The sequence below is a fragment of the Pseudomonas putida genome (genome assembly GCF_001636055.1).
GTDB lineage: Bacteria > Pseudomonadota > Gammaproteobacteria > Pseudomonadales > Pseudomonadaceae > Aquipseudomonas > Aquipseudomonas machongensis.
This window is the reverse complement of sequence record NZ_CP011789.1, coordinates 962496-983842: the sequence shown is the minus strand read 5'-3', so window position 1 is coordinate 983842 and position 21347 is coordinate 962496. Positions and strand designations below refer to the sequence as shown.

General features: G+C 60.0%; 18 protein-coding genes and 1 tRNA gene. 13 read left to right on the top strand and 6 right to left on the bottom strand.

What is annotated here, in order from left to right; all coding sequences use genetic code 11:
• Position 1: 1 nt before the first annotated feature.
• The 5 genes from glpE to AB688_RS04315 all read left to right on the top strand — a co-directional run bounded on the left by glpE (position 2) and on the right by AB688_RS04315 (position 6662).
• Positions 2–331 (top strand): thiosulfate sulfurtransferase GlpE, encoded by a 330-nt coding sequence (gene glpE / locus AB688_RS04335; RefSeq protein WP_063542416.1) that lies wholly within the window; start codon positions 2–4, stop codon positions 329–331.
• A 284-nt stretch (positions 332–615) separates the two neighbouring features.
• A complete protein-coding gene (locus AB688_RS04330; RefSeq protein ID WP_054892217.1) occupies positions 616–2538 on the top strand; it encodes a PrkA family serine protein kinase in 1923 nt (640 codons plus the stop codon).
• A 129-nt stretch (positions 2539–2667) separates the two neighbouring features.
• Positions 2668–3939: a YeaH/YhbH family protein gene (locus AB688_RS04325; protein WP_054892216.1), complete on the top strand. Its 1272-nt coding sequence runs from the start codon at positions 2668–2670 to the stop codon at positions 3937–3939.
• A complete protein-coding gene (locus AB688_RS04320; RefSeq protein WP_063542414.1) occupies positions 3936–5504 on the top strand; it encodes a SpoVR family protein in 1569 nt (522 codons plus the stop codon). Before AB688_RS04325 ends, AB688_RS04320 begins: the two co-directional genes overlap by 4 nt.
• A 51-nt stretch (positions 5505–5555) precedes the next feature.
• Positions 5556–6662 carry a multifunctional CCA addition/repair protein gene (locus AB688_RS04315; RefSeq protein WP_063542412.1) on the top strand — a complete coding sequence of 369 codons (1107 nt, stop codon included), beginning with the start codon at positions 5556–5558 and terminating at the stop codon, positions 6660–6662.
• Positions 6663–6818: 156 nt separating this feature from the next.
• Here the strand turns inward: AB688_RS04315 and folK are convergent, their stop codons facing one another.
• Complete coding sequence (gene folK / locus AB688_RS04310) at positions 6819–7331, bottom strand: 2-amino-4-hydroxy-6-hydroxymethyldihydropteridine diphosphokinase (protein WP_063542410.1); 513 nt, start codon at positions 7329–7331, stop codon at positions 6819–6821.
• The gene (folB, locus tag AB688_RS04305; protein ID WP_054892212.1) at positions 7322–7678 is read right to left on the bottom strand and encodes a dihydroneopterin aldolase; all 357 of its coding nucleotides are present in this window, start codon (positions 7676–7678) and stop codon (positions 7322–7324) included. The genes folK and folB overlap by 10 nt, the downstream gene beginning before the upstream one ends.
• A gap of 73 nt (positions 7679–7751) precedes the next feature.
• Here folB and plsY point away from each other — a divergent pair, with 73 nt between their 5' ends.
• Positions 7752–8321, top strand: a complete 570-nt coding sequence (gene plsY, locus AB688_RS04300; RefSeq protein ID WP_063542408.1) for a glycerol-3-phosphate 1-O-acyltransferase PlsY — start codon at positions 7752–7754, stop codon at positions 8319–8321.
• A gap of 24 nt (positions 8322–8345) precedes the next feature.
• Here plsY and tsaD read toward each other — a convergent pair whose 3' ends face one another.
• Complete coding sequence (gene tsaD, locus AB688_RS04295) at positions 8346–9371, bottom strand: tRNA (adenosine(37)-N6)-threonylcarbamoyltransferase complex transferase subunit TsaD (RefSeq protein ID WP_054892210.1); 1026 nt, start codon at positions 9369–9371, stop codon at positions 8346–8348.
• A 204-nt stretch (positions 9372–9575) separates the two neighbouring features.
• On the opposite strand from tsaD, the gene rpsU reads away from it, so the two are divergent.
• The 5 genes from rpsU to AB688_RS04270 all read left to right on the top strand — a co-directional run bounded on the left by rpsU (position 9576) and on the right by AB688_RS04270 (position 17892).
• A complete protein-coding gene (gene rpsU, locus AB688_RS04290) occupies positions 9576–9791 on the top strand; it encodes a 30S ribosomal protein S21 (RefSeq protein ID WP_003255575.1) in 216 nt (71 codons plus the stop codon).
• Positions 9792–10021: 230 nt separating this feature from the next.
• Positions 10022–12004, top strand: coding sequence for a DNA primase (dnaG, locus tag AB688_RS04285; protein WP_063542406.1), 1983 nt, complete (start codon positions 10022–10024; stop codon positions 12002–12004).
• 67 nt (positions 12005–12071) lie between these two features.
• Positions 12072–13925: an RNA polymerase sigma factor RpoD gene (gene rpoD, locus AB688_RS04280; RefSeq protein WP_063542404.1), complete on the top strand. Its 1854-nt coding sequence runs from the start codon at positions 12072–12074 to the stop codon at positions 13923–13925.
• A 131-nt stretch (positions 13926–14056) separates the two neighbouring features.
• Complete coding sequence (locus AB688_RS04275) at positions 14057–17800, top strand: bifunctional diguanylate cyclase/phosphodiesterase (RefSeq protein ID WP_063542402.1); 3744 nt, start codon at positions 14057–14059, stop codon at positions 17798–17800.
• A gap of 15 nt (positions 17801–17815) precedes the next feature.
• Positions 17816–17892 (top strand) — tRNA-Ile (locus AB688_RS04270).
• A 186-nt stretch (positions 17893–18078) separates the two neighbouring features.
• On the opposite strand, the gene AB688_RS04265 is transcribed toward AB688_RS04270, so the two are convergent.
• Positions 18079–18297: a hypothetical protein gene (locus tag AB688_RS04265; RefSeq protein ID WP_063542400.1), complete on the bottom strand. Its 219-nt coding sequence runs from the start codon at positions 18295–18297 to the stop codon at positions 18079–18081.
• A gap of 226 nt (positions 18298–18523) precedes the next feature.
• Between AB688_RS04265 and AB688_RS26065 the strand changes: the two genes are divergently transcribed.
• Both AB688_RS26065 and AB688_RS04260 read left to right on the top strand, forming a co-directional pair.
• Positions 18524–19195 (top strand): hypothetical protein, encoded by a 672-nt coding sequence (locus AB688_RS26065; RefSeq protein WP_081255190.1) that lies wholly within the window; start codon positions 18524–18526, stop codon positions 19193–19195.
• A 44-nt stretch (positions 19196–19239) separates the two neighbouring features.
• On the top strand, positions 19240–20043 hold the full coding sequence (locus AB688_RS04260; RefSeq protein ID WP_155738185.1) for a hypothetical protein: 804 nt from the start codon (positions 19240–19242) through the stop codon (positions 20041–20043).
• Positions 20044–20131: 88 nt separating this feature from the next.
• On the opposite strand, the gene AB688_RS04255 is transcribed toward AB688_RS04260, so the two are convergent.
• Together AB688_RS04255 and AB688_RS04250 are read right to left on the bottom strand one after the other, a co-directional pair.
• Positions 20132–20731 carry a tail assembly protein gene (locus AB688_RS04255; RefSeq protein WP_063542396.1) on the bottom strand — a complete coding sequence of 200 codons (600 nt, stop codon included), beginning with the start codon at positions 20729–20731 and terminating at the stop codon, positions 20132–20134.
• Entirely contained in the window at positions 20731–21093 is a 363-nt protein-coding gene (locus AB688_RS04250) for a hypothetical protein (protein ID WP_063542394.1), read from the bottom strand. The genes AB688_RS04255 and AB688_RS04250 overlap by 1 nt, the downstream gene beginning before the upstream one ends.
• Positions 21094–21347 lie beyond the last annotated feature (254 nt).

Sequence of the window (21347 nt, the reverse complement as noted above, 5' to 3'; positions counted from 1 at the left end):
CATGAGCGAATTCAAGCGCATCCCTCCGGAACAGGCCCTGGCCTTGCGTGCACAAGGTGCGGTGGTGGTCGACATTCGCGATCCCCAGGCCTTCGCTGCCGGCCATATCACCGGCGCCCGCCATCTGGATAACCATTCGGTGGCCGACTTCATCCGCAACGCCGACCTCGACGCGCCGACGCTGGTGGTCTGCTATCACGGTAACTCCAGCCAGAGTGCCGCCGCCTACCTGGTGGGCCAGGGCTTCTCTGAGGTCTACAGCGTCGACGGCGGCTTCGAGCTGTGGCGCGCTACCTATCCGGCCGAAACCGCCCAGGGCGACGCCGAATAATTTTTTTCATTTCCCCTCAAGCCCGCGTCACATGCGGGCTTGCGCCTTACCTGACGAACGGTCGGAAGCAACTTCTCGGCCCCTCGCCCTTGACCTTGCGTATTACCAACTATCCTTAAGCGCAGGCCATCCAAAAAAGGGGAGAGCCGGTACACCGGCGTGCGGGTCATCGGTAGCGTTCCAAGGTGTTCTGGGGGGTAAACAGCATTCGGTGAAAGCCGCTTGCATGCCAGCATCAGCTGACTGATCCGGCGTCGTCTCCACGTATCGAGCGAGGTGACGTCATGAGCATTTTTAGCCACTTCCAACAACGTTTCGAGTCAACGCGCCAGGAAGAACTCTCGCTGCAGGAGTACCTCGAGCTGTGCAAAGAGGATCGCAGTGCCTACGCATCGGCCGCTGAACGGCTGTTGCTGGCCATCGGTGAGCCGGAACTGATCGACACCTCGAGCAACTCCAGACTGTCGCGGATCTTCTCCAACAAGGTGATCCGCCGGTATCCGGCCTTTGCCGACTTCCACGGCATGGAAGAGTGCATCGACCAGATCGTTTCATACTTCCGCCACGCCGCCCAAGGCCTGGAAGAGAAGAAACAGATCCTCTATCTGCTGGGCCCGGTAGGCGGCGGCAAATCGTCCCTGGCCGAGAAACTCAAGCAGCTGATGGAGAAAGTGCCGTTCTACGCCATCAAGGATTCGCCCGTATTCGAGTCGCCACTGGGCCTGTTCAACGCCACCGAAGACGGCGCCATCCTCGAAGAGGAGTACGGCATCTCGCGGCGCTACCTGAACACCATCATGTCGCCCTGGGCGACCAAGCGTCTTCAGGAATATGGCGGCGATATCAGCAAGTTCCGCGTGGTCAAGCTGTACCCTTCGATCCTCAACCAGATCGCTATCGCCAAGACCGAACCCGGCGACGAGAACAACCAGGACATTTCCGCACTGGTCGGCAAGGTGGATATCCGCAAGCTCGAGGAATTCCCGCAGAACGACGCCGACGCCTACAGCTACTCGGGCGCCCTGTGCCGGGCCAACCAGGGCCTGATGGAGTTCGTGGAGATGTTCAAGGCACCGATCAAGGTCCTGCACCCCTTGCTCACCGCCACCCAGGAAGGCAACTACAACAGCACCGAGGGCCTGGGGGCAATTCCCTATTCGGGCATCCTGCTGGCCCACTCCAACGAGTCTGAGTGGCACACCTTCCGCAACAACAAGAACAACGAGGCGTTCATCGACCGGATCTATATCGTCAAGGTGCCCTACTGCCTGCGGGTCAGCGACGAAATCAAGATTTACGACAAGCTGTTGGTCAACAGCTCGCTGTCCAAGGCCCATTGCGCGCCCGACACCCTCAAGATGCTCGCCCAGTTCACCGTGCTCTCACGCCTGAAAGAGCCGGAAAACTCGAACATCTACTCGAAAATGCGGGTATATGACGGCGAAAACCTCAAGGATACCGATCCAAAGGCCAAGTCGATCCAGGAGTATCGTGATGCCGCTGGCGTCGACGAAGGCATGAACGGCCTGTCGACCCGCTTCGCCTTCAAGATCCTCTCCAAAGTGTTCAACTTCGACCCGCACGAAGTCGCGGCCAACCCGGTGCACCTGCTTTATGTGCTCGAACAGCAGATCGAACAGGAGCAATTCCCGGCCGAGGTGCGCGAACGCTACCTGCGCTACCTCAAGGAATACCTGGCACCGCGCTACATCGAGTTCATCGGCAAGGAGATCCAGACCGCCTACCTGGAGTCCTACAGCGAATACGGCCAGAACATCTTCGACCGTTATGTGCTGTACGCAGACTTCTGGATTCAGGACCAGGAATACCGCGACCCGGAAACCGGCGAAATCCTCAACCGGATCGCCCTCAACGAAGAACTGGAGAAAATCGAGAAACCGGCCGGCATCAGCAATCCGAAGGACTTCCGCAACGAAATCGTCAACTTCGTGCTGCGTGCCCGCGCCAACAACAACGGCAAGAACCCAAGCTGGCTGAGCTACGAGAAGCTGCGGGTGGTGATCGAGAAGAAAATGTTCTCCAACACCGAAGACCTGCTGCCAGTCATCAGTTTCAACGCCAAGGCAAGCAAGGAAGACCAACAGAAACACAACGACTTCGTCACGCGGATGGTGGAACGTGGCTACACCGACAAACAGGTGCGCCTGCTGTCGGAATGGTACCTGCGGGTCAGGAAATCGCAATAAAGCGACAAGCTGTCAGCCACAGGCTGCAAGCTGTACGGCGCGACCGTCAGGTCTGCGCCTCGGCTTGCAGTGCTGGTGGCTGCTGTGTCTCGCAGCTTGACGCTTGCAGCTGCTCTTAGCGGAGGCCCCATGAGCTACGTAATCGACCGACGCCTGAACGGCAAGAACAAGAGCACGGTCAACCGCCAGCGCTTTCTGCGCCGGTACCGTGAGCACATCAAGAAGGCCGTCGAAGAGGCGGTCAGCCGCCGCTCCATCATGGACATGGAGCATGGTGAGCAGATCAGCATTCCCGGGCGCGATATCGACGAACCGGTGCTGCATCACGGCCGTGGCGGAAAGCAGACCATCGTTCATCCGGGCAACAAGGAATTCACCGCAGGCGAACATATCGCCCGTCCGCAAGGCGGTGGTGGCGGTGGCGGACGCGGCAAGGCCGGTAATTCCGGCGAGGGCATGGACGAATTCGTCTTCCAGATCACTCAGGAAGAATTCCTCGAGTTCATGTTCGAGGACCTGGAGCTGCCCAACCTGGTCAAGCGTCACCTGACCGGTGCCGACACCTTCAAGACCGTACGCGCTGGTATCGCCAACGAGGGCAATCCGTCGCGCATCAACATCGTGCGTACACTGCGCTCGGCCCATGCCCGGCGCATCGCCCTGACCGGCAGCAGCCGCGGCCTGCTGCGCGCAGCGCAAAAGGAACTGGAGCGGCTGAAAGTCGAGGAACCCGATAACTTCACCGACATCCAGGAAGTCGAAGCCGAGATCGTGCGTCTCAAGGCACGCATCAACCGCCTGCCCTTCCTCGACACCTTCGACCTGAAGTACAACCTGCTGGTCAAGCAGCCCAACCCCAGTTCCAAGGCGGTGATGTTCTGCCTGATGGACGTCTCCGGCTCCATGACCCAGGCCACCAAGGATATCGCCAAGCGCTTCTTCATCCTGCTGTACCTGTTCCTCAAGCGTAACTACGAACGCATCGAGGTGGTATTCATCCGCCATCACACCAGCGCCCGCGAAGTGGATGAAGAAGAGTTCTTCTACTCGCGCGAGACCGGCGGCACCATCGTCTCCAGCGCCCTGAAAATGATGCAGGAGATCATGGCCGAGCGTTATCCGGCCAGCGACTGGAACATCTATGCGGCCCAGGCGTCGGATGGCGACAACTGGAACGACGACTCCCCTATCTGCCGCGATATCCTGACCAAGCAGATCATGCCGCACGTGCAGTACTACACTTACGTCGAGATCACCCCCCGCGAGCATCAGGCACTGTGGTACGAGTACGAACGTATCGGCGAGGCGTTTCCCGACACCTTCGCCCAGCAACAGTTGGTCTCGGCCGGTGACATCTACCCGGTCTTCCGTGAACTCTTCCAGCGCAGGTTAGCCACATGACCGCCAGAGCACAGAGACGCCAACCCATTTCCACCGGCTCGGAATGGACCTTCGAGCTGATCCAGACCTACGACCGGGAAATCAGCCGCCTGGCCGCGCGCTATGCGCTGGACACCTACCCCAACCAGATCGAGGTGATCACTGCCGAGCAGATGATGGATGCCTACGCCTCGGTGGGCATGCCGCTGGGCTATCACCACTGGTCCTACGGCAAACAATTCCTCAGCACCGAGAAGTCCTACAGCCGCGGGCAGATGGGCCTGGCCTACGAGATCGTCATCAACTCCGACCCCTGCATCGCCTACCTGATGGAAGAAAACACCATCTGCATGCAGGCGCTGGTGATCGCCCACGCCTGCTACGGGCACAACAGCTTCTTCAAGGGCAACTACCTGTTCCGCACCTGGACCGACGCCAGCTCGATCATCGATTACCTGGTATTCGCCAAGCAGTACATCGCCCAGTGCGAGGAACGCCATGGCATCGATGCGGTGGAGGACCTCATCGACTCCTGCCATGCCCTGATGAACTACGGCGTCGACCGCTACAAGCGGCCATACCCCATCTCCGCCGAGGAAGAGCGCCGGCGCCAGAAGGAGCGCGAGGAACACCTGCAGCGGCAGATCAACGACCTGTGGCGCACCATCCCGAAGGGTGCTGACAAGGGCGGCGAAAAGGACGACGCGCGCTTCCCTGCCGAACCTCAGGAAAACATCCTGTACTTCATCGAAAAACACGCGCCGCTGCTCGAACCCTGGCAGCGTGAGGTGGTAAGGATAGTGCGCAAGATCGCGCAGTACTTCTATCCGCAACGCCAGACCCAGGTGATGAACGAAGGCTGGGCAACCTTCTGGCACTACACCCTGATGAACGACCTGTATGACGAAGGCCTGGTCACCGACGGCTTCATGATGGAGTTCCTGCAATCGCACACCAGCGTGGTGTTCCAGCCCGGCTTCGACAGCCCCTACTACAGCGGCATCAACCCCTATGCCCTGGGCTTTGCCATGTACACGGATATCCGCCGGATGTGCGAGCACCCAACGGAAGAGGATCGCCGCTGGTTCCCGGAAATCGCCGGCAGCGACTGGCTGTCGACCATCAAGTTCGCCATGAGCAGCTTCAAGGACGAGAGCTTCATCCTTCAGTACCTTTCCCCCAAGGTGATCCGCGACCTCAAACTGTTCAGCATCCTCGACGACGACCAGCGCGACGACCTGCTGGTACCGGCCATCCACGACGAGGCGGGGTATCGCGTCATCCGCGAACAACTGGCGGCGCAGTACAACCTGGGGAACCGCGAGCCCAACGTGCAGATCTGGAGCATCGACCGCCGCGGCGACCGCTCGCTCACCCTGCGCCACCAGCAGCACAACCGCAAACCGCTGGGCGACTCCACCGAGGAAGTGCTCAAGCATCTGCACCGCCTGTGGGGCTTCGACATACACCTGGAGACCGTACAGGGTGACCAGGTGGTGAAAACCCACCATATGCCGCCCCGTGGCGAGCATGGGGAACCAGGCGACTACGGCCGCATGGATCTCGCCGTCATCCACCACCTCTGAGACCTCGTGACTGCCGACAAGGTATGCTGTCGGCAGTCACGGAGGTTGTACATGCACATCTATAAAGTTGGCGGCGCGGTTCGCGACCGCCTGCTCGGGCGCCCGGTCAGCGATATCGACTGGTTGGTAGTCGGCGCCACGGTCGAAGAAATGCAGGCCCTGGGCTTTCGCCCGGTAGGCGCGGATTTCCCCGTCTTCATCCACCCGAAAACCGGCGAGGAATACGCCCTGGCGCGCACCGAGCGCAAGAGCGGTCGCGGCTATGGCGGATTCACCTTTCACGCCAGCCCCGAAGTCACACTCGAGGAAGATCTGATACGCCGCGATCTGACCATCAATGCGATGGCCGAGGACGACCAAGGCAATCTGCACGACCCCTACCATGGCAAAGTTGATCTGAATAGACGCATTCTTCGCCATGTTTCCCCGGCATTCGCCGAAGATCCTTTGCGAGTGCTGCGGGTTGCCCGCTTTGCCGCGCGCTATGCGCCGCTGGGCTTTCACGTCGCCGATGAAACCCTTGAACTCATGCGCCAGATCAGCACCAGCGGCGAACTGCAGGCACTGACTGCCGAACGGAGCTGGAAAGAGATCGAACGTGCGCTGATGGAAGCGCAGCCACAGGTGTTCATCGAAGTGCTGCGCGACTGCGGCGCGCTGCAACAACTGATGCCGGAGCTCGACCCCAGCCCGCAGGCACTCGCCCCGCTGCAACAGGCGGCAGAGCATCGGCAGCCACTGCACGTGCGCTGGGCCTGCCTGCTGCAAGGCGTTCGGGACACCTCACAACTGAAAGCTGTAAACCAGCGCTTCAAGGCGCCACGTGAATGCCAGGAACTGGCACTGCTGGTTGGTGAGTGCCTGCCTCTGGCGCATCGCGCAATGGAGCTGGAAGCAGCGGCATTGCTGGAGCTTCTGCAGAAGTTCGACGTGTATCGCAGGCCGCAGCGTTTCGAAGACTTCATCGCCGCCTGCGAGATGGAGGCACTTGCGCGGCAAGCAGAGCGTTATCCACAGGCCGCCTACCTGCGAGGCGCGGCGTCGGCGGCACGAGACGTCGATGTGAAACCCTTGGTTGCACAGGGTTTGACCGGACAGGCATTGGGAGAGGCACTTAAGGCAGAGCGCTTGCAGGCGTTGACACGCTACAAAGGCTGACCTTGCGCAGCGAGCCCGATCCTTGTGGAGCTGCGGTGGATGGCACCGGCTTTGCCGGCGATCGCGGCGCAAGTCGCAGCGGCAAACCGCCACCGCCAGGTGAGAAAAGGCCGCGACATTGAAACGGCCTTCAGATTCTGGATAACGCAGTCGTGGCTAAAATGGCTGCGTCAGTTGCAACCCACGCCACTCGAACGGCACGGGCGCCAGCTCCTGCTGGATATTCGCCTGCTGCCACAACTCGGCCATGGATTGACCTGCTCCAGGATGCACCAGCTCGGGCGCGAGCAATGACAACGGCCAGAGCACGAACGCGTTTTTCAGGATTTCGGCGCGCGGCAGTACAAGGCCGTCGAAAGTACCGTGCAGTTGATCGAACATCAGCACATCGATATCCAGCGGCAAACCCTTGCGATCCAGGGCATAGCGGCCGTTTTCCGCCTCGATGAACTTGAGCCGGCGATCCAGTTCCAGTAGCGGCAGCGCGGTCTGCCCGCTCACCACCAGGTTGAAGAAAGGCCCGCTCTTGATCCCTACCGCCTGGCTCTCGAACACCGCCGAACAGCGCATGTCCTGGAGGATGCCGGCCAGCGCATCAAGCCCGGCGCACAGGTGGCGCTCGCGGTCGATATTGCTGCCCAGTCCCAGGTAAACCGTGCTCAGAGACATCCGCGCTCGATCTCCACGCCCACGCCACCCCGGGCCGCAGGAACGGCACCGGGCTTGGTCAGCTTCAACCGCATCCACACGATGCCGAACTCTTCCATCAAGGTCGCCGCGAGACGCTCGGCGAAGGTTTCCACCAGCTCGAAGCGCGACTGCTCGGCAAAGGCCTGGATACGGGCCGAGACACTGGCGTAGTCCAACGCCAGGTTGAGGTCGTCACCGGCCGCCGCCGGGCGGTTGTCCCAGGCGAAACTCAGGTCCAGGCGCAGGCACTGGCGAATATCCCGCTCCCAGTCATAGGCACCGATGACGGTATCGACTTCCAGTCCCTCGATGAACACTCTGTCCAAGCACTTCTCTCCACAGACGACAAGGGCGACTGGCGCCGTTAGAATCAGGGCGTCCCCGCCCGGAATAGTTAGCATGTTTTGGTTATTGGCGCTGCTCGCCTACCTGCTCGGCTCGCTGTCCTTCGCCATTGTCCTGAGCCGCCTCAGTGGCAACCCCGACCCTCGCTCCAGTGGTTCGGGCAACGCCGGCGCGACCAACATGCTGCGCCTGGCAGGCCGCAAGCTGGCCATCCTCACCCTGCTCGGCGACCTGTGCAAGGGTTTGCTGCCAGTGCTGCTGGCCGGACTTGCAGGCCTGAGCCTGCAGGCCCAAGCCTGGATAGGCCTGTGCGCGGTGATCGGCCACCTGTTTCCGCTGTACTTCCGTTTCCAGGGCGGCAAGGGCGTAGCCACTGCGGCGGGCATGCTCATGGGGCTGTACTTTCCCGCCGCGCTGCTGGCGATCGGCGCCTGGTTGCTCACCTTCTACCTCACCCGTACCAGCTCGCTGGCGGCCTTGATCGCCACGCCTCTGACCCTGCCGCTGCTGGCCTGGCGCGAGCCGGCCGCGCTGCTGCCAATGACGATGCTGACAGTACTTATAGTCTGGCGACACCGCAGCAATCTGCGCGACCTGTTTGCCGGCCGCGAACGACATTTCTGAATCACTCGCGGGGAAAACGCCGCCTCACAGCGGCGGCAATTGCTCCATCGGCCAACGCGCCTGCACGCTGATCGCCAGATCCTGCTGCTGTCCGGCCAACAGGCGCTGGCAGCCGGCATAGGCGATCATCGCGCCGTTGTCGGTGCAGAACTTCGGACGTGCGTAGTACACATTGCCCTTGATGCTCGCGAGCATGTCCTCGAGCGATGCCCGCAGCGCCTTGTTGGCGCTCACGCCTCCGGCGATGACCAGGCGCTTGAGACCGGTCTGCTTGAGGGCACGCTTGCACTTGATGGTCAGAGTCTCCACCACCGCCTGCTGGAATGCCAGCGACAGGTCGCAACGGGTTTGCTCGCTGTCGTCACCCGCATTGCGGCACTGCTGCCAGGTATTCAGGGCGAAGGTCTTGAGACCGCTGAAGCTGAACTCGAGCCCCGGACGGTCGGTCATCGGCCGCGGGAACACGAAGCGGCCGGGCGTACCCTGTTCGGCCAGACGCGCGATCTCGGGTCCGCCGGGATAATTCAGACCGATCAGCTTGGCCGTCTTGTCGAAGGCCTCGCCCGCCGCGTCATCCAGGCTCTCGCCCAGAAGCGCGTACTGGCCGATGCCATCGACCTGCACCAGTTGAGTGTGACCACCGGATACCAGCAAGGCGACGAACGGGAACTGCGGCGGCTGCTCCTCGAGCATCGGCGCCAGCAGGTGGCCCTCCATGTGGTGAACGCCGATCGCCGGAATATCCCACGCGAACGCCAGCGCCTGTGCACAGGAGGCGCCAACCAGCAGCGCACCGACCAGACCAGGGCCGGCGGTATAGGCGATGGCATCGATGTCGGCAGCGACGCAGCCGGCTTCATCCAGCACTTCGCGGATCAGCGGCAGCATGCGCTTGACGTGATCGCGCGAGGCGAGCTCGGGCACGACGCCGCCGTAGACGCGGTGCAGGTCGATCTGGCTGAACAGCGCATCGGCCAACAGGCCGCGCTCACTGTCGTATAATGCGACGCCGGTTTCGTCGCAGGATGTTTCCAATCCCAGTACTAGCATGGGTCCGTGCCTTGTGGAGGCTGAATTCGAAGCCGCGCATTCTAGTCCCCGTACAGAGTGCCGACCAGCGGTTTTCGATCAGAGGCTTTGCATTCCTCCCCGCTAAGGGTTAACATCCGCAACCCTTGAAAACCGACGTTCTCCAGCACACCTTTGTTTTGCCAGGAGCACGTCTACCCCGGTAATGAATTAAGGTAGCCCTGGATGCCAGCCGTCAAAGTTAAAGAGAACGAACCCTTCGACGTAGCTCTGCGTCGTTTCAAGCGCTCCTGCGAAAAAGCCGGTGTACTGGCTGAAGTTCGTAGCCGCGAGTTTTACGAGAAGCCGACCGCTGAGCGTAAGCGCAAAGCTGCTGCCGCTGTTAAGCGTCACGCCAAGAAAGTTCAGCGCGAACAGCGCCGCGCCGTTCGTCTGTACTAATACAGACGTTCTACGCAAAGCTTCTGCCCAGCCCGGCCTCGTGCCGGGCTAATGGCAGTTGTCGCTTCACACCCTTGGCCATGTGCCTTGGAGGCCCCGGCACTCGCCCATGGGCAGAATTCATACGCCTCACCAGAATGCCCGATGCGGCAGGTGATAGGCCGACACGCATCTCCCTTGTTGCTCTCTCCAGCGATTAGACTTGCCAGTAGCCAGATAACGAGACTGCCATGGCCGGGCTGATTCCCCAGAGTTTCATCGACGACCTCCTCAACCGCACCGACATTGTCGACGTGGTGAGTTCGCGCATCCAGCTGAAGAAGACCGGCAAGAACCATTCGGCCTGCTGCCCGTTCCACAAGGAAAAGACGCCGTCCTTCACTGTCAGCCCCGACAAGCAGTTCTACTACTGCTTCGGCTGTGGCGCCGGGGGCAACGCCCTGGGCTTCATCATGGACCACGACAACCTGGATTTCCCCCAGGCAGTCGAGGAACTGGCCCGCGCCGCAGGCATGGAAGTGCCGCGCGAAGAGGGACGACGCGGACAAAAGCCGCGCCAGCCCACCGACTCTCCGCTGTATCCGCTGCTCGAAGCAGCTGCCGAGTTCTATCGCCAGGCGCTGCGCAACCATCCAACACGCAAGGCAGCGGTCGAATACCTGAAGGGCCGCGGCCTGTCCGGCGAAATTGCCCGTGATTTCGGCCTGGGTTTCGCCCCGCCGGGCTGGGACAACCTGTTCAAGCACCTGGGCGCCGACACCCTGCAACAGAAGGTGATGATCGACGCCGGCCTGCTGATCGAGAACGCCGAGACCGGCAAGCGCTACGATCGCTTCCGCGACCGGGTCATGTTCCCGATCCGCGACAGCCGTGGCCGGGTGATCGCCTTCGGCGGGCGCGTGCTGGGCGATGACAAGCCCAAGTACCTGAACTCCCCGGAAACCCCGGTATTCCACAAGGGCCAGGAGCTGTACGGGCTGTTCGAGGCACGCAAGCACAACCGCAACCTCGACGAAATCATCGTGGTCGAGGGCTACATGGATGTGATCGCCCTCGCCCAGCAAGGCCTGCGCAATGCTGTGGCTACGCTAGGCACCGCGACCAGCGAAGAGCACCTCAAGCGCCTGTTCCGCGTGGTGCCCCATGTGCTGTTCTGCTTCGACGGCGACCAGGCCGGGCGCAAGGCGGCCTGGCGTGCACTGGAGGCCACGCTGCCGAACCTGCAGGATGGCAGGCGTGCGCGCTTCCTGTTCCTGCCCGAAGGGGAAGATCCGGATACGCTGGTCCGCGCAGAAGGCACCGACGCCTTCCAGGCCCGCATCCATCAGCACGCCCAACCGCTCGCCGACTATTTCTTCGAGCAACTGGGCAGCGAAGCCGACCCTCGCTCGCTGGAAGGCAAGGCCCACATGGCGACCTTGGCTGCACCGTTGATCGAAAAGATTCCGGGCGCCAATCTGCGTCAGTTAATGCGAAATCGCTTGAAGGAAATTACTGGTCTTGATGTCCAGCAAATGGAGCAGTTGGCACAGAAAACGCCCGCCCCCAGCGTACCGGACTACGATCCAGGCTATGACTACGATGCCATGGCCAGCTACACGCCGGACTTCAGCGAACAGCACCACGACTACGCCCCCGCCCAGCATGAGCAACGCCCCTGGACGCCGAACAAAGGGGGTGGCAAGAAGCCCTGGGATGGCAATGGCAAGCCCTGGGACAAGAACCGCAAGGGCGGCAAGGGCTGGCAGCGCGACGAAGCGCCGCCACGCACGCCGGCACCGGTCGAACCCCCGGCGCTCGCGGCCTTGCGCACATTGCTGCACCATCCGCTGCTGGCCGGCAAGGTCGAGGACGCGAGCCATTTCGCCGACGAAGAACATCTTTACAGCCAGTTGCTGGTAGCCCTGATCGAAGCCGTGCAGAAGAATCCTGGGCTAAGCTCCATGCAACTGATCGCACGCTGGCACGGCACCGAACAGGGGCGTCTGTTGCGGGCGCTGGCGGAGAAGGAATGGCTGATCGATGCCGATAACCTTGAACAACAGTTTTTCGACACCATAACTAGCTTGTCAGCCCGCCAGCGCGAGCGAAGCTTGGAACATCTGCTCAGGAAAGCACGTCAAAGTGAGTTGAGCACTGAGGAAAAATCCCAGTTGCTCGCCCTGCTCAGCAGGAATGTTCCCGCACAAACCCCGACCTCATCTGGCGCGTGAGGTCCATGCTCGGGTATAATCCTCGGCTTGTTTTTTGCCCGCCAAGACCTTCAGTGGATAGGGTGTTATGTCCGGAAAAGCGCAACAGCAATCTCGTATCAAAGAGTTGATCACCCGCGGTCGTGAGCAGGGCTACCTGACTTACGCGGAGGTCAACGACCACCTGCCTGAGGATATTTCAGATCCGGAACAGGTGGAAGACATCATCCGCATGATCAACGACATGGGGATCAACGTATTCGAGAGTGCTCCGGATGCGGATGCCCTGTTGTTGGCGGAAGCCGACACCGACGAAGCCGCAGCCGAAGAAGCCGCCGCAGCGTTGGCGGCCGTTGAAACCGATATCGGCCGCACGACCGACCCGGTACGCATGTACATGCGTGAAATGGGTACCGTCGAGCTCCTGACCCGCGAAGGCGAGATCGAAATCGCCAAGCGTATCGAGGAAGGTATCCGCGAAGTCATGGGCGCCATCGCTCACTTCCCGGGCACCGTCGATCACATTCTCGGCGAGTACGACCGTGTAACGACCGAAGGCGGCCGCCTGTCGGATGTTCTCAGCGGTTACATCGACCCTGACGACAACATCGCCGCGCCTACCGAGGAAGTACCGATCCCAGGCGCCAAGGCTGCAGCGGCGAAGGAAGAGTCGGAAGACGAAGAAGAAGGTGACGAAAACAGCGACGACAGCGAGGAAGAGGGCGAAAGCGGCCCCGATCCAGAAGTTGCGCGTCAGCGTTTCGGTGCCGTCTCCGACCAGCTCCAGGCCACCAACAAGGTCCTGAAGAAACATGGTCGCAGTGGCAAGGAAAGCGTTGCGGCGCTCCAGGCCCTGGCCGATCTGTTCATGCCGATCAAGCTGGTGCCCAAGCAGTTCGACGTACTCGTCGAGCGTGTGCGCGGTGCCCTTGACCGCCTGCGTCAGCAGGAGCGTGCGATCATGCAACTGTGCGTACGTGATGCCCGCATGCCGCGTGCCGACTTCCTGCGCCTGTTCCCGAGCAACGAGACCGACCAGACCTGGAGCGGTGACCTCGCCAAGCGCAGCACCAAGTGGGCCGCTGCCCTGGGTGAGAAGGACGCCGCGATCGTCGCCTGCCAGCAGAAGCTGATCGACCTCGAGACCGAGACCGGCCTGACCGTCGCAGAAATCAAAGAGATCAACCGTCGCATGTCGATCGGCGAGGCGAAAGCCCGTCGCGCCAAGAAGGAAATGGTCGAGGCGAACTTGCGTCTGGTGATCTCCATCGCCAAGAAGTACACCAACCGCGGCCTGCAGTTCCTCGACCTGATCCAGGAAGGCAACATCGGCCTGATGAAGGCGGTGGACAAGTTCGAATACCGTCGTGGCTACAAGTTCTCGACCTACGCCACCTGGTGGATTCGCCAGGCGATCACCCGTTCGATCGCCGACCAGGCGCGCACCATCCGGATTCCGGTGCACATGATCGAGACGATCAACAAGCTCAACCGTATTTCCCGGCAGATGCTGCAGGAAATGGGTCGTGAACCGACCCCGGAAGAGCTGGGTGAGCGCATGGAAATGCCTGAGGACAAGATCCGCAAGGTATTGAAGATCGCCAAAGAGCCGATCTCCATGGAAACCCCGATCGGTGACGACGAGGATTCGCATCTGGGCGACTTCATCGAGGACTCCACCATGCAGTCCCCGATCGACGTGGCCACGGTCGAAAGCCTCAAGGAAGCCACTCGCGACGTGCTCTCGGGCCTGACCGCACGCGAAGCCAAGGTGCTGCGCATGCGTTTCGGTATCGACATGAACACCGACCACACACTTGAAGAAGTCGGCAAGCAGTTCGACGTGACCCGCGAGCGGATCCGTCAGATCGAAGCCAAGGCGTTGCGCAAGCTGCGCCACCCGACGCGAAGCGAGCATCTGCGCTCCTTCCTCGACGAGTGATGACGAACCCCGGCCCAGGCCGGGGTTTTTCATGGGCGACAAAAAGCTGCAGGCAATCTGCCGCATTCACCGGCACTCTTCATCCGCGTCCGTCTACACTCGAATCAGCCCCCTGATAGAGAGAGGTCGCCATGCCCTTGATGCCGGCACTTCTGCTGCTGCTCTTGATGATCTGGAACACAGCGGCCGGCGCCCTGACCCTGACGGACGAAGAACAAGCCTGGCTCAACGCCCATCCGCAACTGCGCCTGGGCGTGGATGCGTCTTGGCCGCCATTCGAATTTCGCGACCAGGAAGGTCGCTATCAGGGATTGGCCGCCGACTACATTGCCCTGATCCAGCAACGCCTGGGCGTTTCGCTGCAGCCGATCGAGCCCAGCAATTGGTCGCAGGTACTCGAGCAGGCACGACAGAACCGCATCGACCTGCTTCCAGGCATCATGTCGACGCCCGAACGCCAGTCCTACCTGGCCTTCACCCGCCCCTACCTCGACTTCCCCATCGTCATCCTTGCCCACGAAGGCGGCCCTCAGCCACGCACCCTCAAAGACCTGTACGGCCTGAAAATCGCGGTCGTGGAAAACTACGCTCCCCATGAGTTACTGCGCACCCACCACCCGGATCTCAATCTGGTGGCCTTGCCCAATGTGAGTTCAGCCCTGCAGGCGTTGGCTACCGACGAAGTGGATGCGGTGGTTGGCGACCTTGCATCGAGCATCTGGAGCCTGCGCCAGCTCAAGCTCGATGGCCTGTACGTCAGTGGCGAGACGCCCTACCGCTATCAGTTGGCCATGGCCGCCCCACGGGAACAGAAAATCCTCATCGGCATTCTCGACAAAGTCATGGCCGACCTGAGCAGCGTCGAAATCAGTGACATTCAGCAGCGCTGGGTCGGCAACGTCGTCGATCAACGGAGCCTATGGCGCGATCTGCTGGTCTATGGCCTGCCGACACTGGCCATGGTGTTGCTGATCCTCGCCGCCATGCTGCGCATCAACCGCCGTCTCAGCTCGGAGATTTCGCGGCGGATCGCCCTGGAGCAAGAGCTGCGCAGCAGCGAATACCACTACCGCAGCCTGATCGAAAGCCTTTCGGCCATCGCCTGGGAAGCCGACGCCAACGATTTCACCTACAGCTACGTCTCCCCGCACGCCGAGGGCCTGCTTGGCTATCCGCTGAGGGAATGGCTCAGACCTGGTTTCTGGCGCGGTATCCTGCACCCCGAGGACGCCCTCTGGGCCCAGGCCTACTGCGACGCCGAAACCGCTGCCGGGCGCGACCACAGCCTCGACTATCGCGTGATACGTGCCGACGGGCACATCCTCTGGGTGCGCAATATCGTCAGCATGATCGAGCACGGCCACAAGCCGCTGATGCGCGGCCTGATGATCGACATCAGCGAAACCAAACGCACCGAGGATGCCCTTCGCCTATCCGAACAGAAGTTCGCCTCGGTGTTTGAGCAATGCCCCGACATCCTGCTCATCGCCCGTCACAGCGACGGATGCCTGCTGGAAGTCAACAAAGCATTCGAGGAGCAGATCGGCCTGAGCCCGGCCCAGGTCATAGGCCGCACCGCCACAGAACTGGACCTGTGGGGCGTTGCGGGCTCCGGCCCGACGATCCTTGAGCGCATGCAACTGGGCGGCATCCGCAACCTGGAAATGAGCTTCCGGCGCAGCAACGGCGAGTTATTCACAGGCCTCACCTCCGCTGAAAGCTTCGACCTGGATGGCACACCGGCGCTGGTGGTTGCCGTGCGCGACATCAGCCAGCTCAAGGAAACCCAGCAACAGTTGCAGACTTCCGAAGAGAAGTTCGCCAAGGCCTTCCACGCATCGCCCGACGGCTTGCTGCTGTCGCGCCAGAGCGATGGCCTGCTGCTGGAAGCCAACGAAGGTTTCTGCCGCCTGACCGGCTACGACATCAACCCAAGCCTTGGCCACAACAGCCTTGATCTGGGCATCTGGGCCGACCTCAACGAACGTGATCGGCTGATCGAACTGCTCAAGCGCGATGGTTTTGCGCGCGATTTCAGTTGCCATATCCGCCGTAGCGACGGCCAGATCCGCCTGTGCGAAATGTCCGCTCGGCCGCTGCCAATCGGCGGCATCGACTGCATGCTGACCATCACCCGCGACATCACCGAGCGCCACATGATGCAGGAAAAACTGCAACTGGCCGCCACGGTCTTCGAGAACACCGCCGAGGGCGTGCTGATCACCGACACCGAGCAGCGCATCAGTGCGGTCAATCGCGCCTTCAGCGAGATCACCGGCTACAGCGAGCTCGAAGCCCTCGGCCAGACCCCGCGTCTGCTCGCCTCCGGCCAACACGACAGCGCCTTCTACGTCGCCATGTGGCATCAGCTCACCGCCGAAGGCCATTGGCAGGGCGAGATCTGCAACCGGCGCAAGAACGGCGAGTTCTACCCCAGTTGGCTGACCATCAGCGCCGTACGCAACAGCGAACACGAGACCACCCATTTCGTCGCCGTGTTCGCCGACATCTCCAGCCTCAAGCACGCCCAGGCCAAGCTCGACTACCAGGCCCACCACGACCCGCTCACCGGCCTGCCCAACCGCACCCTGTTCGAGAGCCGCCTGCAGGCTGCCCTCACCTGCGTCCAGGCTTCCAGCCGCCAGGGCGCCGTGCTGTTCCTCGACCTCGACCGCTTCAAGCACATCAACGACAGCCTCGGCCACCCGGTCGGCGACCTCTTGCTTAAAGGCATCGCTCAACGCCTGAAAGAGCAGGTGCGCGATGTCGACACCGTCGCCCGCCTGGGCGGCGACGAATTCATCATCCTCTTGCCCGGCCTGCATCGCCCAAGCGACGCCAGCGCCATCGCCAACAAGCTGCTGGCGTGTTTCCACGCCCCGGTTCAGGCCGGCGAGCACGAGTTCTTCACCAGTGCCAGCATCGGTATCAGCCTGTACCCGCAAGACGGCACCGACGTCGCCACATTGATCCGCAACGCCGACGCCGCCATGTACCGCTCCAAGGCCAAGGGCCGCAACCGCGTCGAAAGCTACACCCTCGACCTCACTGCCCAGGCCAGCGAACGTATTTTTCTCGAACATGAGCTGCGCCGCGCCATCGAACGCAACGAACTGAGCCTGTACTACCAACCCAAGTTCAGCCTCAAGACCCAGGGATTGGTCGGTGCCGAGGCGCTGATCCGCTGGAACCACCCGACCTTCGGGGAAGTACCACCGGAGCAGTTCATTCACCTGGCCGAAGAGAACGGCAGCATCCTCCAGCTCGGCGACTGGGTGCTGGAGCAGGCCTGCCGGCAGATGCACACCTGGAAGCGCACCTATCAAGCATTCGGCCCACTGTCGATCAACCTCGCGGGCGCTCAATTACGCCAGCCCAGCCTGACCCGACGTATCGAACACCTGCTCAAGACCTTCCACCTCAAGGCCGGCGACCTGCAGCTCGAAATCACCGAGAACTTCATCATGAGCCAGGCCGAGGAAGCCCTGGCCATCCTGCATCAGCTCAAGCACCTGGGTGTGCAACTGGCGATCGACGATTTCGGCACCGGCTACTCCTCGCTGAGCTACCTGAAGCGCCTGCCGCTGGACATCCTCAAGATCGACCAGTCGTTCATCCGCGGCCTGCCCGACGATCCCCACGACGCCGCCATCGCCCGCGCCATCATTGCCCTGGGCCGCAGCATGCAGTTGACCATCATCGCCGAAGGCGTGGAGAACCAGGCCCAACAACGCTTCCTGGCCGCTGAGGGGTGCGAACAGATCCAGGGCTACATCGTCAGCCTGCCCCTACCCGCCGACGAGTTCGCCGCCACCTTTCTTCGTATAGCACTATCGGATCTTTCAGATGGCACCCTTAGCAAACCCTCGTTATAATCCGGCCGACCTCTGGGGCCTATAGCTCAGTTGGTTAGAGCAGAGGACTCATAATCCTTTGGTCCACGGTTCGAGTCCGTGTGGGCCCACCAAATAAATCAAAGGCTTACGACCATAGTTCGCAAGCCTTTGTCGTCTGTACCAGGATATTTTCCCCGTTCGTTCCCCGTATCCTAAATTGGGGGGACGCTCATGACTCAAGGCGACTTTCACCACCACAAAGGCACAGGGCTGTGCTGGGACGTTGAGTGAATAGTCCGGTTGGGAGGGATTAGGTCTCAGCGACGCTTATCCTTACCGTGTTCCTCCATGAGCTCCGCGAAATCAGCCCAGGTCATCTTCTTACGGTTCACGTGGTTTCCGCTTGGTACCCACTCGATGCTTCCCTTACTCAAGTGAATCTCCCCTAGCTTCCCATCATCCCCAGTGACCTTTACGACCACGTCCTTGTGCATAACTTCCCACTCTGGCTGCTTGAGAAGGATTTTGTGGGCCATTTGTACTTCGCTCCGTCCATTAGTGTTGAAGCTCATCGTGCATCCACGCTGAGGCTACGGGAATCGTATGTTAGATAGAATCAAAATCCCACTAGCTAAGATGGCGTTGCGCCATTAAATTGCTCTTATAGAAAATCGGACCTGATCTAGGCCATGGACGCGACAGGACCGGCTTGAGCGGATCACCCTTGATGCAGATGCTTTTGCAAAACAACGGAGGTTAGGAATGCCAGATCTAGAGCCTTGGCAGAGCTTGTTGCTGGGTGTAGGTGGGCTGCTGGGAACAATTGCCACAGCGGTAGCTACATTTTTTCTCTGGCGCGTCACCCTAGTACTGGCACGGGAAACTACTCGTATGGCTGAGGCGTCCGCCCAACCTCACGTAGTCGTAACGCTGAGCCCCAATCGTTGGTCATCGCGGCATTTTGATGTTCTCATCGACAATACTGGTAATGCTACTGCGTACGACATTAGGGTGAACATTGATCCACCATTGCAAAACGGAGAAGCAAGGAGACCCGACACAACAATCCCTTTTCAGTCGGTGAGTGTCTTAAAAGCTGGCGCAGGGCTTCGTAGCTATCTTTCCGACTACGCGCCACTTAAGGGAAAGGTTTTCAATATTTCTGTGTCTTGGCTTAGAAGCCATTCCAACCCAGCGCGGGAGGAAAATACTTACACCTTAAGCATGGCGGACTACGAAGGCGTTAGCACATTGGGAAGCGATCCCCATATCGATATGGTTCGACATGTTAAAGGTATAGAACAAAACCTTTCCGATATCACACGCAAGCAATTGAAAGTTGATATATACAGCGCGCTGGACAGAGCACATCAAAAGCGAATTGATGCAAGAGAACGGCGCCGCTGGAAGCGTTCTCAGACGCCAGACGTTTAGTCATATTGCGGAACTCATATCTATTAGGTGGCAATATGCGAATAATGGTGATAGACACCAACTACCTCGACAACCCTCTCCTGGCCGATTACCTATCAAAGCAATCTGATAACTTTATCGCCATTACAGACTACACGGCTATGGAGATGTACAAATCCTCAAATATAGAGGGCCTTCACAAAAGACTAAAGATTGTCGAGAATTATCTTCCGCAAGTTTTGGTGATGAAGAACACCTACCACGTTTGCGCCGACAATGGACGCTGTTCGGGTCTGAAACGCAGATTGATAGATATGAAGCAGACAAAAGCCTTTCCGGGCTTTGTCGACGCGGTTCAAGAGGGAGTGCGCGGAGATCTTCGCAAGCGCCTGAGTTACTCTGAGCATGTCAGTGCGGCAGAAGTTGAGATGCGAAAGATGCTAGCCGGATCAGAGAATGTTATTTCTGGCATGGTGGAGCTTTATAGAACGATGTCTAGATCTGAGTTGGGTCAACTTCGATCCGAGGCTCCTCTGAGCCTCGCTTTTTCAGAAAAAATCCTGAACCACATCATTAATCTAACTTTGGATTTTTATGCGTCACACCCGAATGTGCGAAAGTTACCGAAACCTGAAAACCTACCTCATACATTTCTGTTTAGAGTTGCGCTAACAGTCCATTGCTACATGCTCGACCGCTTTAAACATGGGGTGTCGCAAAGCATTTCGGCTGAAAATGTAAGAAACGATATGATTGACATCTATGTTGTGGCTTACAGCACTTTATTTGATGGGGTTCTAACGACAGACAAACGAGCGAAACGCGTTTCATCGTTAACGAGGCAATGGCTTGCACGCTACAATGCCTAGGATTTTCTAAGTCACTAGGGGCTCCTCAAATTTGAGGAGCCCCTAAACACTAGGATTCCAGGTATTTGAAAAGTGATCCAGGCTCACTTTAAGCCTTGTCCTCGGCGTAGATCGATGCCGAAATGATCGCCCCGCCCCAGCGGCGCTTGCCAATGCAGATCGGTACTGGATTGCCGCTGGCCGTGGTGTTCTTGGCTGAGCCAAAAGCGTAGGACGGCAGGTTCTCAGGCGCTCCGCTCATGGCTAGCCCTTTGGCTTGTGGACTCAGCATCTGGATAACGCCACCTGCCACGTTCGCGAGCCCTCCCACTAGAAGGGCTGGCTGTGTGCCAGGCGCCACGAAGAACGAGGCGACGATCAGAGCGGCGCCAAGGATCGTTTGAAACAGGCCACCCCGCTTGCTACCGGTGACGATCGGCATGAACGTCAGTTCACGCGCTCCGCCCAGGTCGAGATCACGCTCACCGATATTCTTTCCGTTCTTGAACACGGCGAACCGTAGTCCACGGCTCTCCGCTTCAGCCAGGTCTCTTGCGAACCCGGGGAAATTCACGTCGAGCGCTCTCGTGGCTTCTCTGGCGTCCCCTCGATCGAGCACCAGGTAATGCACCTTGCCATAGCGCTTGCCTAGAAAGCTGCCCAGTCGGACCTTGGTGCGCGGGGTGTAGCTGATCGCGGACGTAGCCATTACACGGCCTCCTGGGGCATCGGCAGGTGCACTCCAAGCCGACGGGCCAGCATCTCACGACACTGCAGCGCTTCCAGGCGAATGCTGGCCTCCCGGCGCGGGTCAGGGTTCCAGTTCGGGGCATAAACGCTCATATAGGCTCGGGTTCCGCCAAGCGTGCCTTTGAGCAAGTCGGCAGAGATGCGAGCCTCTTCCTCAGTGAAGAACACACCGTCCACTTTCATGTGCTGGCCCTGCTTGACGTGTTGCACGTCCCATAGGCAGTAGCAGGGCCCGTCTTGATGCAAGGTGAATTCAGTCACCTGGCAGGCGACGCGGAATCGATCCTGAAAGGAGGTTTGGGTGGGGGCTTTGCTGGTCATCCGTTGGCTCTCCAGATGTTAACGCTGATGTTAAAGCTTTAACTTTTTGGGCGCGGAGCTTTAACTTTTTTAACACCCCATATCCCTGCCGTTTCGGCCTGTAGACCACGGCTGGCTTGGCCTTCGTGGTCATGCAAGAGCGGCATGGGTGTTAAAGCAGCTTTAACATTTTCTGTAAAAGGGGAAAAAATCTGTACGTGGGGTCCCAGGCGGTCTAGGTCTGCGGACCTTCCAGACTTTCGACCCGCCCCCCC